We start from the raw sequence: 15,238 nt of genomic DNA, 5'->3' as shown, positions 1-15,238 counted from the left end.
GATGCTTGCAATTGAACTGATAGCTGATGCAATACCACCGGTACATACTTCTGACCCGATTCAGAAGGCTATTGACCGTATGGTGGAGTTTCGTATACGCCATTTGCCAATTGTAAACGAGGAACAGTTTTTGGGTTTATTGTCTGAAAACGATTTAATAGGGGAGAGCGACCTGGAAACGGCTGTGGGCGCGCTCACCCTTTCGCTGGTTAATCCATACGTGCTGGAAGGGCAGCATATTTATGATGTTATCCGCCTGTTTCACGAGCGGCAGGTAACCGTTGTTCCGGTGCTTGATGCTGCCAAAAATTATTTGGGCCTTATTACCATTAATGCTTTAACGGAATATTTTGCCGGTCTTACTTCGGTAAGCCAGCCGGGCGGTATAATTGTGCTCGAGATAAGCAACAAAAATAACTCACTTGCCCACATGGCGCAGATAGTGGAGTCGGACAATGCGCAAATACTGAGCTCATACGTACGTACCTTCCCCGATTCAACCAGGATGGAAGTTACCCTGAAGGTAAATAAACAGGATATATCGGCCATAATTGCCACTTTTTTACGATACGAATACGACATCAAAGCAACCTTTAATCACAGCGACGAAAACGACAATTCGAGAGACAGGTATAATTCGTTGATGAACTATTTAAACCTCTGAGTTCATAGTTGATGGTTCATAGTTCATTTGTACCAGGTATTAAAATAGCAGAAAGATTTAGATAATTATTCCCTTTACGAAATCCCACAGGCAGGTATCAAACTACCCACCAATGAACTAATGAACAAATGAACCAATGAACTAATGAGAATAGCAGTTTACGGCAGGCAATTTAATGACGGAATAGTTGTTCCCTATATTCAGCAGGTGTTTGACAATCTGGCGATGCATGGCGTCGAGATTTACGTTCACCCGCAACTTTGTGAATTTTTAAAGGAGAATGTTAAATCGGTACATTATAAAGTGCTGGATGATACCGTTAAACTAAAAGGGTTCATTGATTTATTTTTAACGCTTGGCGGCGACGGGACCTTGCTCGATATGGTTGCGGTTATACGCGACTCCGGCATCCCCGTAATAGGGATCAATTTTGGCCGCCTTGGCTTTTTGGCAAGCATCAATAAAAATGATATCGACGCTGCCATTTATGCTGTAGTAAACAAACAATTCACACTGGATAGCCGCGAACTGCTGAGCATAGATTCTGAAATGGAAATATTTGGCAAGGACAATTTTGCCCTTAACGATATCACCATTCACAAACGGGACGATGCGGCGATGATTACCACCCACGTTTTTTTAAATAAGGAGTTCCTGAACTCTTATTGGGGCGATGGTATCATCATATCAAGCTCAACAGGCTCAACAGCGTATTCGTTAAGCTGTGGTGGCCCGATTATCTTCCCCGAGTCGAACAGTATTGTACTTACACCGGTAGCACCCCATAACCTTAACGTGAGGCCGATAGTGCTGCCAGATACCAGCATACTGGCTTTTGACGTAGAATGCCGCAGTAATAATTACCTGGTGTCGTGCGATTCGCGTACTGCAATTATTGATAAAACCATGCGTTTCCAGGTTAGCAAAGCCGAATTCAGGCTAAATCTTATCCGTTTGAATAATGAAAGTTACTTATCAACGTTAAGGAACAAATTGTTGTGGGGCCTTGATGTCCGCAATTACTAAATTCAGCTGATGGCTAAACTTGTACCAATCATATTTTTAGTGTTTTTATCCTTTAGCCTTAAAGCGCAAACCTGGGAGTTCGGCGCAGGTGCCGGAGGTTCGGGCTACATGGGCGATCTGAACCCTAAGAACCCGGTAAAGGTTAGTGGCTATTCTTTCGGCGCGTTTGCAAAGCGGAATTTTAACGGGTATTTATCCGCCAGGTTAAATTACACCTACGGCAAAATTGCCGCTGCCGACAGCAACTCAAACAACCAGCAATTCCGCGACAGGAATTTAAGCTTCACCACAACACTAAGTGAGATAAGCCTGATAGGTGAGTTTAACTTTATGCATTATATACCCGATGCGGGAAAAAATAAATACTCGCCGTATCTTTTTTTAGGCGTTGCTTCGGTCAATTATTCCCCCACTGCCATTTATAACGGGGCAAAATACGACCTGAGAGCAGCCCAAACCGAAGGAGAGCCAAAGCCTTACCCTACAAGTACGCTTGCTGCCTTGTATGGCGCCGGCATTAATTATAATGTTGCTGGTAAGTTTACCCTTGGCGCCGAGTTGGGTTACCGCAACGCATTCAGCGATTACCTGGACGATGTTAGCGGCGTTTATGTAAATAAAGGTGCAGGTCAAAGTGTTTCAAAGGCCCTTGCCGACCGCTCGGGTGAGAAAACAGGCATTTACCTGGGAATCCCCGGTACCCAACGCGGCGATTCGCGCCCGCGCGACACCTACTTTTTTGCACAGGTTACCTTCTCGTACACCTTTGTTACGCAGAAGTGTTATTTTCAGTAAGTCTGAAAGTCGGAAAGTCAGTAAAGTCCGAAAGACGAAATGTGTTAAAGCCTGAAGTTTGTCAATTTCATAGCGTGAATTCGTCATCAATCATCATTGGCATGGAGATCGTTTTAAAATGTTGTTGACTGTCTGTTTAGTGCAGGCCAGCGACCTGCCCTGATGAATTGCGCTCCTTTGGGGCTTTGACTGTTTTTCTTCGATTAAAGATGCCAGTTTTTTAAAAGTAAATAGGAACAAATCATATCATAAGCATACACACCCAGCCCCAACGGGGCGGCATTCGTCAGCACAGGTCGCATGCCTGTGCTATAAACAATAATTCCATCGCCCCCGGAATCCTACAATCCTTAAATCCAATAAATCTTTGTTTTTATTTGCATCATTGTTGCAATAAATAATATTCACCTGCGTTATATTGTAAAATCAGTTGCATCTGTTTGCGCTGGTAACCAATTATTTAACCTTAAACTTTACTGTCATGGCTGAGCTGAATCAATCCTCCGGAAAAACAAGTGGCAGGCACACCAAAAAAATGCCTGTCCGTGTAGATTTGACCGCAATGGTCGACCTTGCATTTTTGCTGATTACCTTCTTTATGCTGACCACATCGCTTGTAAAACCGAGAGCAATGAAACTGGTGATGCCGGTTCCCGGCCCCGACGGTTTTGTTTCCGAAAAAACCACGATGACCATCTGTCTGGGCAAAAAGAACCAGGCAATGTATTATTTAGGGATGGCAGATAAACCTTTAACTACCCCTAAACTTACTGGCTATGGCGTGCAAATACGTAAAGTGATTGTTGATATGACCAAACAGGTTTATGCATCGACAGGTAAAACTATGATGGTAATAATTAAACCCGCAGAACACTCGATTTACGAAAATCTTGTTAATACGCTTGACGAACTAAACATTACCAGGGTGCCGTCATATGCGATAGCTGCGATATCGCCAAAAGATATCGAGTTATTGAAGGATAAAGGGATTTATTGAAGTCCGAAAAGTCAGTAAAGTCCGGAAAGACGAAAGAAATCAGCCGGGTTTAGGTGAATTTGAGTTGATTAAGTTGCCCCCCGGAGCGTAGCGTCTTTGGAACTTTTCGGACAGCTTTTTCTTCGGACTTTACTGACTTTTCCGACTTTCCGGACTTTCAAGACTACGCCTTCGGCACCCAATAATTCTTTTCCTTCCTCATAATAAAAAAACTACAATTAAGTTTTTACCTTTGTCCCCTGAAAAAAACAGCGCAAGTTGTTGAAAATGGGACTAAAACCGGGGCGATTTGCAATAATAGCTGAGCCAGCTGGTTATTAATTATGCATTTTTCAACCAAAAAAATGCTTTTGAAGCCGTTTTTTACGGCTGTTATAAATGTTATAATGGGATATAGGGAACAGATTGATTTGTTAAAATTGCCGCAGCACATAGCTATTATTATGGATGGCAATGGCCGTTGGGCAAAAGAAAAAGGCAAATTGAGAATATTCGGCCATCATAACGGGGTGCTTTCGGTTAGGGATGTGGTTGAAGGGGCTACGCTGTTAAATTTAAAGTACCTTACGCTTTATACTTTCTCATCTGAAAACTGGAACCGCCCGAAGCTTGAAGTAATGGCGATAATGGAGCTGATGGTAAGCACCATTCATAAAGAGATCAGAAACTTTATGGAAAAAAACGTGCGCCTTTCAACCATAGGCGACTTAAACATGCTGCCTGACAAGGCGCACCGCGAGCTGGTAAACGCAATGGAACAAACCAGTGGCAACACAGGTTTGGTGCTAACGCTGGCTTTAAGCTACAGCTCGCGCCGCGAAATTGTGAGCGCTGCCAAAAACATTGCAGCCAAAGTGCAAAGCGGCGAATTAAATATTGATGATATTGATGAGGAGACTTTTGAAAACAACTTATATACCAAAGGTATGCCCAACCCCGAACTGCTGATTAGAACCAGCGGCGAACACCGGATAAGTAACTACCTGCTGTGGCAAATTGCCTATGCCGAATTGTACTTCACCACAAAGTTATGGCCTGATTTCCGCAAGGAAGATTTGTATGAAGCTATACTTGATTATCAGAAACGCGAGCGCCGTTTTGGTATGACAAGTGAGCAGGTCAACTAAATTTTTAACTTTAACACTTTTTAACAACTGTATAAATTATTTTTAGCCCACTAAAATATTCGAATGAATAAATTTCTTTTTGCTATACTTTTCACTGTAATAAGCACTGCTGCCATGGCCCAAATCCAGGGTAGTCAGCCCAAATATTCGTTGCCAAAGTCCACGTTACCGGCAGATAGCTTGAGCTACCTGGAACCAAAAGATTATATAATTGGGGGTGTTACCATATCCGGGACAAAATCGCTGGACAAAGATGTGTTGCTCACTATTTCGAAATTAAATAAAGGCGACCACATTACTTTGCCGGGCGAGGCTAACGCAAACGTGATAAAAAATATGTATTCGCAGGGCTTGTTTGAGGATGTACAGCTAAACGTTACAAAAATTAACCTGGATACCATTTACCTGGAGATTGCTGTTACCGAATTGCCGCGTTTATCGCGCCTGCACTTAACCGGCATCCGCAAAGGTGAAATTGATGACGTTCAGAAGAAACTATCGGATAAGGCTTACAAAATTGTTAATGCCAACCTCATAAGCACAACTACAGCTATTATTAAAAAGCATTTTAACGAAAAAGGTTTTTTAAATACTACTGTATCTATCAAACAGCGGAAAGATCCGGGTGATGCCAATAGTATCATACTCGACGTAAAGATTGATAAGCATAAAAAGGTAATGATATCTGAAGTTGACTTTGAAGGCAACAAGGATTTTAAAGATAAAAAGCTTAGGAAGTATTTAAGCAAAACCCGTACCCGTAAATTCTATAACATTTTTGGTTCGCGTAAATTTAAGCAGGACAAGTACGACGAGGATAAGGAAAACCTGGTTTCGAAAATGCAGGCACGCGGTTACAGGGATGCCGAAATAATAAAAGATTCGGTATTTAAAACCGGGCCAAATACAGTTGGTATTAAGATAAAAGTTTTTGAAGGGCACAAATATTATTTTGGTAACATTAAATGGTCGGGTAATGCAAAATACCCAGCCGAGGTGTTGAACAAAATCCTGAAAATTAAAAAAGGCGATGTATTCAGCGAAGAAGAGCTGAACAAAAGGCTGATAGGCCCAACGCCTGATAACGATGATATTTCATCGTTCTATTTGAATGATGGTTACCTTACTTACAACGCCGACCCGGTACAAACAAAGATTTATAACGATACCGTGGACATGGACCTTAGGGTTTATGAAGGCCCCCAGTATACCATAAACAGGGTTATACTAAAAGGTAACGATGTAACCAATGATAAAGTGGTTATGCGCGAGATAAGAACCAAGCCAGGCCAGAAATTTAACAAAGAGTTATTGATACGCAGTACCCGCGAAATTGGGCAGTTGGGTAACTTCGATGAACAAAAAACTGAGCCGAAACCAACCAACATTAACCCACAGGATGGTACTGTTGATATTGTATACAACGTGGTTGAAAAACCTTCGGACCAGATTGAGTTATCGGGTGGTTTTGGTGGCGGTCAGCTGGTGGGTACTTTAGGTCTTACCTTTAATAACTTTTCGTTGCGTAACCTTTTCAACTTAAAAGCATATAAACCATTGCCAAAAGGCGACGGGCAGAAGTTGAGCTTGCGCGGTCAGTCGAGCGGGCACACTTATCAAAACTTCTCGTTTACGTTTTCGGAGCCGTGGTTAGGCGGTAAAAAGCCAATTTATTTTGCCTTATCGGCCTATACCCAGTTAAGCTCAACCGGCGACTACTATGCCAAAACTAACCCGTTGTATAATAAACTACGCATTAATGGTATTGGTGTTACTTTAGGTAAGCGCTTAAACTGGCCTGATAACTATTTTCAGCTGAATTACTCGTTAAACTTTGACCACTATAATTTGGATAACTATACCGGTTATTTGTTTTCGAACGGAACATCGTATAATATAAAACTAACGCAGGAACTTAGCCGTAACTCTATAGATGTGCCGATATATCCAACATCCGGTTCGAACATTAAATTTACCGTGCAGGCCACGCCACCATACTCGTTATTTAACAACATTAACTATAAAATAGCAACGCCGGAACAGCGCTACCATTTTGTTGAATACTACAAGTTTAAATACGATGCGCAGTGGTTTACTAAAATAACAGGTAAACTGGTATTAATGTCGCAAGTGAGGTTTGGCTTTTTGGGGCAATACAAATCAGAAGTTGGCCCGTCACCTTTCGAAAGGTTTAAACTGGGTGGCGATGGTATGCAGAGCTACCAGTTTTTACAGGGTAGTGAAATTATTGGTTTAAGAGGTTATCAGAACTTCTCGATAATTCCGGAAGGCACGCATTATACAGCTGATAACAATCCGGGCAGCGCTATTTATAATAAATATACCATGGAATTGCGCCATCCTGTAATACAGGGGCAATCGGCAACAATATTTTTATTAGCGTTTGCCGAAGGTGGAAATGTTTGGAATTCTTTTAATAAATTTGATCCGTTCAATGTAAAACGTTCAGTAGGTGTTGGAGCAAGAATATTTTTACCTATATTCGGCTTGCTTGGATTGGATTATGGCTATGGATTTGATAAAATACCGGGAATACCGGATGCAAACAGGGGCCAGTTCCACTTCTCGATATCACAGAGCTTAAACGGCGGATTTAATTAATTGTAATGAAGAAGACAATTTTCATCCTGTTTTTTACGTTAGTAACAGTCACCGGCGCGTTTGCACAACGGTTTGCTTATGTTGACTCGGAGTACATTTTAAAACAAATGCCCGAATATTCATCGGCACAAAAACAGATTGAAGCGCTGTCGGTATCGTGGCAAAAAGAGGTAGATCAGCGTTTCCAGGAAATTGACCGCTTATATAAGGCCTACCAGGCCGACCAGGTGTTGATGACTGCGGACATGAAGAAGAGACGTGAGGCCGAGATTGCAGATAAAGAAAAAACAGCAAAAGATTTTCAGCGTCAAAAATTTGGTCCGGATGGAGAGCTTGCATCAAAAAGTAACGCAATAATAAAACCAATACAGGATAAAATGGCAAAAGCCATACAGGCAGTTGCCGAGAATGAAAACCTGGATATGGTATTTGACAAAAACAGCGAAGTGATAATGTTATATGCGAACCCCCGGTATGATAAAAGTGCGGACGTTTTAGCAAAGCTTGGTTTAAAATCAACAAAAACTACAAAATAAATTTTTATAATTATCCCATTAAATTTAAACACAGAACAAAAAAAAATGAAAAATTTTCTTAAAGTTGCTTTGGTTGCAGTGTGCTTTTTAACGATAGGCAACTTTGCCAAAGCCCAAACTAAAATCGGCTACATTAATTTTGACGCATTAATTGGCGCTATGCCTGAAGCTAAAACAGTAAAAACTACACTTGATACTTACTCAAAACAATTTACTGACGAGCTTGCTGCAATGCAAACCGAACTGCAAACAAAAGGTACTGAGTTTCAGAAAACACAAACCAGCATGACTGATGCTGCCCGTTCTGCCAAACAAGCTGAATTGCAGGATATCCAAAAACGCATGCAGGATTACAATACCAGCGCACAACAAAAATTCGACGAAAAATCGCAGGAATTGATTAAGCCATTGTCTGACAAGGCACGCATTGCCGTTGAAGCCGTGGCTAAAGAAAAAGGCTATTCTTATGTGCTTAATTCAACACAAACCCAGTTTGTAGTTGCGCCTGCGGGCGATGACCTGATGGCGGCTGCAAAAGCTAAATTGGGCATTAAATAATAAACAGAAGGTAAACATTTATAAAGCGCCTCCATATACGGGGCGCTTTTTTTATTTTTGTGCAGATGGTAAACAATAAGCCTATTGGCATTTTTGATTCGGGGTATGGCGGCCTGACGGTCTTTCGTTCCATATTTAACCAATTGCCACAGTACGACTATATTTATTTGGGCGATACCGCCAGGACGCCCTATGGCAACCGTTCGTTCCAGACCATTCACCAGTACACCTGGGAGTGTGTACAATGGTTGTTTAAACAAGGGTGCCCGCTGGTTATACTGGCATGTAATACAGCATCGGCCAAGGCGCTGCGTAATATACAGCAACTTGATTTGAAAGGCCAGGATCCGGCCAAACGGGTGTTGGGTGTTATAAGGCCAACGGCCGAAGTAATTGGCAACTATACCAAAACAAAAGAAATAGGGGTGTTAGGTACGAAAGGCACAATACAGTCCGAATCGTACAAAATGGAAATTGGTAAGTTTTTTCCGGACGTAAAAGTACATCAGCAAGCCTGTCCGCTTTGGGTTCCGCTGATTGAAAATGGTGAATACGACAAGCCCGGCGCCGACTATTTTGTACAAAAATACCTGGACCAGGTTTTGGCGCAATCTGCAAACATCGATACGCTTTTGCTGGCCTGTACCCATTACCCGCTGATACAACAAAAAATAACAGCATACCTGCCCGCCAATATACAAGTGGTATCGCAGGGGGATATTGTAGCTCACAGCCTGGTGGACTACCTTCAACGCCATCCCGAAATGGAGAGTAGTATTAGCACAGGTAAAACCCAGCGATTTTTTACCACTACAGATGATACCGCCGATTTTGATTTTTATGGTGAATTGTTTTTTGGGGCCAAAGTACAATCTGGCTTTGCGGAAATAAAATGCTAGGTAGCCATCAAGCCGAAAAAATGCTGTACTGGTGAGTTTGGTATTTGACGGCAAAAAGTGGGTTTACACTGTAAACCCACTTTTTCACTGAAATTTAAATTAAATAATTGATTATCAAATACTTAATTTGGATTTACAGTTAAAAAGTGTAAACCATGTGAACCCAACAAATGCACCACCAGGTGAAATTCATTTGGGCCGCCGGTAATTATTGCAACAATACCCAACTAACCCTACCAATCTTATCAACTATTCAACACCGTTCAACTTAATCAACCAAAATCACTAAGTTTGCAGCTAAAGCAAAGGGATTGAATTTTTATATCACATATTTTATTATTGCGATAGGACTGTTTGGTTTTTCGGCTTTGTTTGCACTTTTTGGTGTTTACGCTGAACGAAAGGTTTCAGCATTTATACAGGACAGGCTTGGTCCGACCGAAACAGGCAAATATGGTTCGCTGCAAACCTTTGCCGACATTTTAAAAATGCTGCAAAAGGAACTGATAACCCCCGCCGCCGCCGATAAACTGCTGTTTATTTTAGCTCCGGCCATTATTTTTATAGCTGTTTACCTTGGCTTTGCAGCCTTACCGTGGGGGCCGGGATTGGTTCCTGCAAAACTTAACCTGGGCTTGTATTACGTGTTTGCCGTCATATCGATAGAAACGCTGGGGATCTTAATGGCAGGCTGGGGATCGAACAATAAATTCGCCATATTGGGTGCTATGCGGTCGGCGGCGCAGATCATATCATACGAGATACCAGCCGGGTTTGCCATTATTTCAGTGGTGATGATAGCCCAGACCTTGAACCTGCAGGATATAGCCGCGCAACAGGGTATCCTCGCAAACGAAACAACGAAATTTGCGGGCTTTTGGGATGTATCATCCATCGGCGGCTTTTTTGCGTGGAATGTTTTCCGGGCCCCGCATTTATTGATAGCTTTTGTAATTTACTTTATAGCCTCGCTCGCCGAAAGCAACCGGGCGCCCTTTGATATACCCGAAGCAGAATCTGAACTGGTGGCCGGTTTCCACACTGAATACACTGGGTTACGGTTTGCGCTGGTCTTTTTGGCGGAATATTCTATGATGTTTTTGGTGTCAATGGTTGGGGTGATATTGTTTTTAGGAGCCTGGAACACACCGTTGCCCAATATTGGCCCGGTGCATTTAGCCACATGGACAACGGGCGCGGGCTGGGGTATTATATGGATAGCGATTAAAACACTTGCCTTGGTAGGTATACAAATGTGGATACGGTGGACACTCCCGCGCTTCCGGGTTGATCAATTGATGACCCTGTGCTGGAAGGTATTGACACCCCTGGCTTTTGCTTGTATGCTAATATCGGGAGTGTGGCGATTATTTTTAATGTAATTATTATAGTCATTATATCATTCGGTCATTAAGTCATTTTTAAATGCGGCCGAAAAGATAATGACTCAATGACCTAATGACTCAATGACCAACACAATAAAAGGTTTTACTTCGGCATTAAAGGGATTATCCATTACCTTAAGGCACCTGTTTGCTTCGCACAAAAAGCGTGAGCCGCTGCCTGCAAGTGACGCTAATTACTTTAAGCAGCTGGAAGGCACCAATACCATTCAATATCCGCATCAAAAACTGCCAATCCCCGAGGTGGGGCGTTACCAGCTGGATGTGGAGATGGATGACTGCATTGTGTGCGACCTTTGTGCCAAGGTTTGCCCGGTTAACTGTATCGATATCGAATCGATAAAAGCAACGGAGGCAATCGGACAAACATCCGACGGTACAACCAAGAGGCTGTATGCCGCCAAGTTTGATATCGATATGGCCAAGTGTATGTATTGCGGCCTGTGTACCATTGTTTGCCCAACGGAGTGTATTGTAATGACTAACCAGTACGATAAAACGGTTTTTCAGCTAAGCGACCTTACTTACCAGTTTTCGGATATGTCGCCCGAAATGGCTGCTGAAAAACGGGCTGAGTTTGATAAACAGCAGGCAGAGCGGCAGGCGGCTAAATTAGCTGCGATGCAAAAGAAAGAGGAGGGCGGCGCATGAGTTTAGTAAAGGTACTATTTTATGTGATGGCGTTTATTGCCACAGCCTCTGCGGTGTTTGTGGCGGCTACGAAAAACCTGGTGCGCAGTATCTTTATGTTTTTTATAACACTGTTTGCTTTGGCAGGATTATATGTGCTTGCACTGGCTGATTTTGTGGCGATAACTCAAATTGTAATATACGTCGGCGGAATCCTGGTTTTGATATTGTTTGCCTTTATGCTATCGGGCAAAGAAACGCTGAATGCAATAGGCGAGCTGCGCAGCAAATTTATCAGCATAAATAAATTGCCTGCATTGTTGCTGGCCGGTCTGTTTTTAATTGTGCTGTTGAACATGATCTTTAAGCTGGATGCTGATAACTTAGGTTGGGTTAAAAAAGCGCAGGCAACGCATAATATGATATTGCCCAATTCATCCATGACAGAGAACATCGGCATAAATTTAATGACCAAATACCTGCTTCCTTTTGAGGCGATCTCGGTTTTACTGATGGTAGCGCTGGTTGGCGCGGCACATTTATCACGAAAGGGGCGTAGCGCATGATATCATTAACCGATTTCCTGGTGGTAAGCGCCGTGCTGTTTTGCGTTGGTTTGTATATGATCGTATCCAAACAAAACGCCATACAGGTATTGATAGGCATTGAGCTGATGCTGAACGGCGCTATATTGAACCTGGTAGCCTTCAGCAAATACGACCGTATTAATAACGGCGGCCAAATGTTTGCGCTGTTTGCCATCGTCCTTGCAGCAGCAACAACAGCCGTAGCACTGGCCATAATTTTAAATGTGTATAAGCAATACAAAACCATTGATCCGGGAAGTATTGATAAATTGGGGGAGTGAGCGATGAAAAGATTGTATTGCTTGATTGTTTTATTGTTTGTGTATTTTGGCGCTTTAGCGCAAGGTGACGCCACGACAAAAAATGATATAGCAAAAAAACTCAAAGGAGTTAGTTTTGAGCAATTAAAAAAGGATTTAAGTAAGGGCAATCCACTATTCTTTATCAATGGAGATGAGTTGAAAGATAGCTTATCAAATGAAGGCTTTAAGGGGCTGAGGTCCGAAGATGTTTTAAGCATAGATGTTTTGAAACCCGTAGATGCGATAAAAATATACGGTGAAAAAGGAAAGAACGGTGCGGTATTGATATCAACGAATGCAGGTTTGCCCGGGCCGGACCCTGATGCGCCGCTACCACCACCGGTTGTGCAAACCAGGGATACAATTTATAAAGACACTTCAAAATTTGACGACAAAGCCCAGTTCGTGATAGACGGCGAGCTTTCTAACAGTAAATTAAACGGAGTTAATCCAGATGAAATTTTGGATATTACGGTTCTCAAACCCGATAAAATTGCCCGGTATTTTGAGAGTAACAACAGGTACGAAACGGTATTGGTTACGACAAAGAAATATGCCATAAAAAAATATCAAACTAAATTAGCCGGTTTTTCAAAAGCTTATAAAGATTACTTACAGGCACATGGCAATAATGACACTGGCATCTTGTACATGCTGGATAGTAAGCAGCTAGCTGGAGAACCGGCGGAAATAATAAAGATATTATATGAAGTGCCGGTTAAGAAAATAAAGAAGGTGTCTTTTCTTAATGATATTAAGTTTGCAAATCTTCCTAATTCTGTTTTAGCTATCAGGACAAAAAATGAAAAGTAGAGACGCAATATTTTGCGTCTCCGGATAATTGGTATTGAATGTAAAATAAGAGACAAAAGTATTGTGTCTCTACAAAGGAAAATATTTGAATTGAACAACTTTTTACAAGCCATAGATACCCTTACCATAAAATTTACACTCGGAGCAGTGTTGCTGCCTTTGCTTGCCTTTTTAATTAACCTGGTTATTCCCGGTAAACACAATAAAATAACCGGCTGGGTATCTACATTGGCTATTTTGTTGAGCTGTGTATTATCCGTAACCATATTTTCAAAAGTTTGGAACACCGGGCATTTAGTGCACCAGCAATTCGCGTGGTTTACGGTTGGCGATACACAGGTTTACGCCGGAGTTTTGCTGAATAACCTTTCGGTATTGATGTTGTTGCTGGTTAACCTGATCGCGCTGCCGGTGCATATTTACTCCATGGCCTACATGAAGGACGATGCCGGCTATAACCGTTATTTTGCTTTCCTTAGCTTTTTTTGTTTCAGCATGCTGGCGCTGGTAGTGGTTGATAACCTGGTGCTATTCTATATCGCCTGGGAACTTGTGGGTTTTTCATCATACCTGCTGATTGGCTTTTGGTTCAGTCGCCATAAAGCAGTCCAGGCAAATAAAAAAGCATTTATCATGAACCGGATAGGGGACATTGGCCTGCTAACCGCCATCTTGATCATCTACGCCACGTTCCACACATTTGACATCAACATACTTTTTGGCGACCATTCCATTATCAAAGCAATAACAGTTTATAATAAAGGCGAGTGGTATTCGCCGTTGACGGGCTCATTTACCATTCCGGGTGTATCATACCATTTGGATGACATTTGGCAGTTCGTAGCCTTTATAGGGATATTTTTAGCTGTTGCGGCAAAGTCGGCACAATTTCCATTGCATACATGGCTGCCTGACGCCATGGAAGGGCCAACATCGGTTTCGGCATTAATCCACGCGGCAACCATGGTTGCCGCCGGCGTGTTTTTATTGGGCCGGGTTTACCCTATGTTTAATGGTATCGAGCTAAATATATTGGCGGTTGTCGGCTGCTTTACAGCTTTTATGGCGGCAACCGTTGCGCTCACCCAAAACGATTTAAAAAGGATATTGGCGTACTCCACCATATCGCAGTTGGGCTATATGGTAATGGCTATGGGCATAGGCGCTTATTCGTCGTCGTTGTTTCACCTGGTAACGCATGCATTTTTTAAGTGCCTGTTATTTTTGGTGGCGGGTATAGTTATCCATGAGATGGCGCATATACGGGATGACAACAAACTCGACATTGATCCGCAAAATATCCAGAACATGGGCGGCCTGCGCAAAAAAATGCCGATCACATTTATTGCCGCCCTTATTGGCGGACTGGCGCTCATCGGACTGCCGTTTACATCAGGCTATTTATCAAAAGATGGAGTTTTAATTCAGGCCTTCCAATGGTCGCAAGGCAAAGGCTGGATATTTGTGCTCATCCCGGCATTTGCAATACTTACCACGTGGTTAACGGCGTTTTACGTGATAAGGCTTATCACAAAAGTATTTTTCGGCGATTTAAGGCTGCAGGAACGTTTCCCTGGCATTAAACTGCATATCGGCGATGGCGGTTGGCGCTACGCCGTCCCGTTGTTGTTTTTAGCGGCTGGCAGCCTGTTCCCCGTATTTTCGTTTAATCCATTCAGCTATGAGCAGTCATGGCTTTATCATGGCATGTGGCAACCAGGCTCTGCCACTGCTGAGGGCCTGTTTCATGTTATTGTACCGGTTGGTGTAAATATTTTCAGTGTGCTGGTTATATATGCCGCGTACCGTATTTATGCAAAACAAAAGCTAAACCCTTTTTCGCAAACCAGCATGCTTTACAGGCTATCAGCAAACGAATGGTATTTTGACGATATATACAAAAAGTACATCGTAATACCGGTGCTGGCTATGGGCCGGGCCACCTTCAGATTAGACAGGCGGGTGATCGACGGTTTTATTCATTCCGTGGCTTATGCGGGCATGTCACTGGCAAAAGCTGCGATGTGGACTGACAGGTACATCATAGACGGCTTTTTAAATTTGATAGTAGCTGTAGTACAATCCATTGGTAACTTTGCACGCCGTTTCCAGGGTGGTAAGGTGCAGTATTATATTTACAGTATGCTGGTGGTTATTTTGGTAATATTTATTTTAACAACATTGATATGAGGAGAGGTGAAAGGTTAAAGGCGAAAGGTGAAAGGTCAAAGTCTCATTGTAGTTCTGATTTTTCTATCTTGATTCTTGACTTTTGGTTC

15 protein-coding genes are annotated in these 15,238 nt (G+C 42.5%); all 15 read left to right on the top strand.

Annotation, left to right across the window (positions count from 1 at the left end):
• Window position 1: 1 nt before the first annotated feature.
• The 15 genes from Q0R52_RS04145 to nuoL all read left to right on the top strand — a co-directional run bounded on the left by Q0R52_RS04145 (window position 2) and on the right by nuoL (window position 15,149).
• The gene (locus Q0R52_RS04145; RefSeq protein WP_295792441.1) at window positions 2-664 is read left to right on the top strand and encodes a CBS domain-containing protein; all 663 of its coding nucleotides are present in this window, start codon (window positions 2-4) and stop codon (window positions 662-664) included.
• A gap of 144 nt (window positions 665-808) precedes the next feature.
• Window positions 809-1,690, top strand: a complete 882-nt coding sequence (locus Q0R52_RS04140; protein WP_295792439.1) for an NAD kinase — start codon at window positions 809-811, stop codon at window positions 1,688-1,690.
• A gap of 9 nt (window positions 1,691-1,699) precedes the next feature.
• Window positions 1,700-2,485: a DUF6089 family protein gene (locus tag Q0R52_RS04135; RefSeq protein WP_295792438.1), complete on the top strand. Its 786-nt coding sequence runs from the start codon at window positions 1,700-1,702 to the stop codon at window positions 2,483-2,485.
• A gap of 481 nt (window positions 2,486-2,966) precedes the next feature.
• Window positions 2,967-3,482, top strand: a complete 516-nt coding sequence (locus Q0R52_RS04130) for a biopolymer transporter ExbD (RefSeq protein WP_295792436.1) — start codon at window positions 2,967-2,969, stop codon at window positions 3,480-3,482.
• 386 nt (window positions 3,483-3,868) lie between these two features.
• Window positions 3,869-4,609, top strand: coding sequence for an isoprenyl transferase (locus Q0R52_RS04125; protein WP_252787914.1), 741 nt, complete (start codon window positions 3,869-3,871; stop codon window positions 4,607-4,609).
• A 63-nt stretch (window positions 4,610-4,672) separates the two neighbouring features.
• Window positions 4,673-7,231, top strand: coding sequence for an outer membrane protein assembly factor BamA (gene bamA, locus Q0R52_RS04120; protein ID WP_295792430.1), 2,559 nt, complete (start codon window positions 4,673-4,675; stop codon window positions 7,229-7,231).
• A 5-nt stretch (window positions 7,232-7,236) separates the two neighbouring features.
• Complete coding sequence (locus Q0R52_RS04115; protein WP_295792429.1) at window positions 7,237-7,767, top strand: OmpH family outer membrane protein; 531 nt, start codon at window positions 7,237-7,239, stop codon at window positions 7,765-7,767.
• Between the two features lie 45 nt (window positions 7,768-7,812).
• Window positions 7,813-8,325, top strand: a complete 513-nt coding sequence (locus tag Q0R52_RS04110; RefSeq protein ID WP_295792428.1) for an OmpH family outer membrane protein — start codon at window positions 7,813-7,815, stop codon at window positions 8,323-8,325.
• A 65-nt stretch (window positions 8,326-8,390) separates the two neighbouring features.
• Window positions 8,391-9,224, top strand: coding sequence for a glutamate racemase (gene murI, locus Q0R52_RS04105; RefSeq protein ID WP_295792426.1), 834 nt, complete (start codon window positions 8,391-8,393; stop codon window positions 9,222-9,224).
• A gap of 311 nt (window positions 9,225-9,535) precedes the next feature.
• The gene (nuoH, locus tag Q0R52_RS04100) at window positions 9,536-10,606 is read left to right on the top strand and encodes an NADH-quinone oxidoreductase subunit NuoH (protein ID WP_295792425.1); all 1,071 of its coding nucleotides are present in this window, start codon (window positions 9,536-9,538) and stop codon (window positions 10,604-10,606) included.
• Window positions 10,607-10,690: 84 nt separating this feature from the next.
• The gene (locus Q0R52_RS04095; protein ID WP_295792423.1) at window positions 10,691-11,278 is read left to right on the top strand and encodes an NADH-quinone oxidoreductase subunit I; all 588 of its coding nucleotides are present in this window, start codon (window positions 10,691-10,693) and stop codon (window positions 11,276-11,278) included.
• On the top strand, window positions 11,275-11,823 hold the full coding sequence (locus Q0R52_RS04090) for an NADH-quinone oxidoreductase subunit J (protein ID WP_295792422.1): 549 nt from the start codon (window positions 11,275-11,277) through the stop codon (window positions 11,821-11,823). The genes Q0R52_RS04095 and Q0R52_RS04090 overlap by 4 nt, the downstream gene beginning before the upstream one ends.
• Entirely contained in the window at window positions 11,820-12,125 is a 306-nt protein-coding gene (nuoK, locus tag Q0R52_RS04085; protein WP_295792420.1) for an NADH-quinone oxidoreductase subunit NuoK, read from the top strand. Before Q0R52_RS04090 ends, nuoK begins: the two co-directional genes overlap by 4 nt.
• Window positions 12,126-12,128: 3 nt before the next feature.
• Window positions 12,129-12,959 carry a hypothetical protein gene (locus tag Q0R52_RS04080; protein WP_295792417.1) on the top strand — a complete coding sequence of 277 codons (831 nt, stop codon included), beginning with the start codon at window positions 12,129-12,131 and terminating at the stop codon, window positions 12,957-12,959.
• A gap of 90 nt (window positions 12,960-13,049) precedes the next feature.
• Window positions 13,050-15,149, top strand: coding sequence for an NADH-quinone oxidoreductase subunit L (gene nuoL, locus Q0R52_RS04075; protein WP_295792416.1), 2,100 nt, complete (start codon window positions 13,050-13,052; stop codon window positions 15,147-15,149).
• Window positions 15,150-15,238: the final 89 nt, after the last annotated feature.

This window comes from Mucilaginibacter sp. (assembly GCF_025359345.1).
Lineage (GTDB): Bacteria > Bacteroidota > Bacteroidia > Sphingobacteriales > Sphingobacteriaceae > Mucilaginibacter.
Note: the sequence above shows the minus strand (reverse complement) of the source record. Positions and strands in the feature narration are given on the sequence as shown.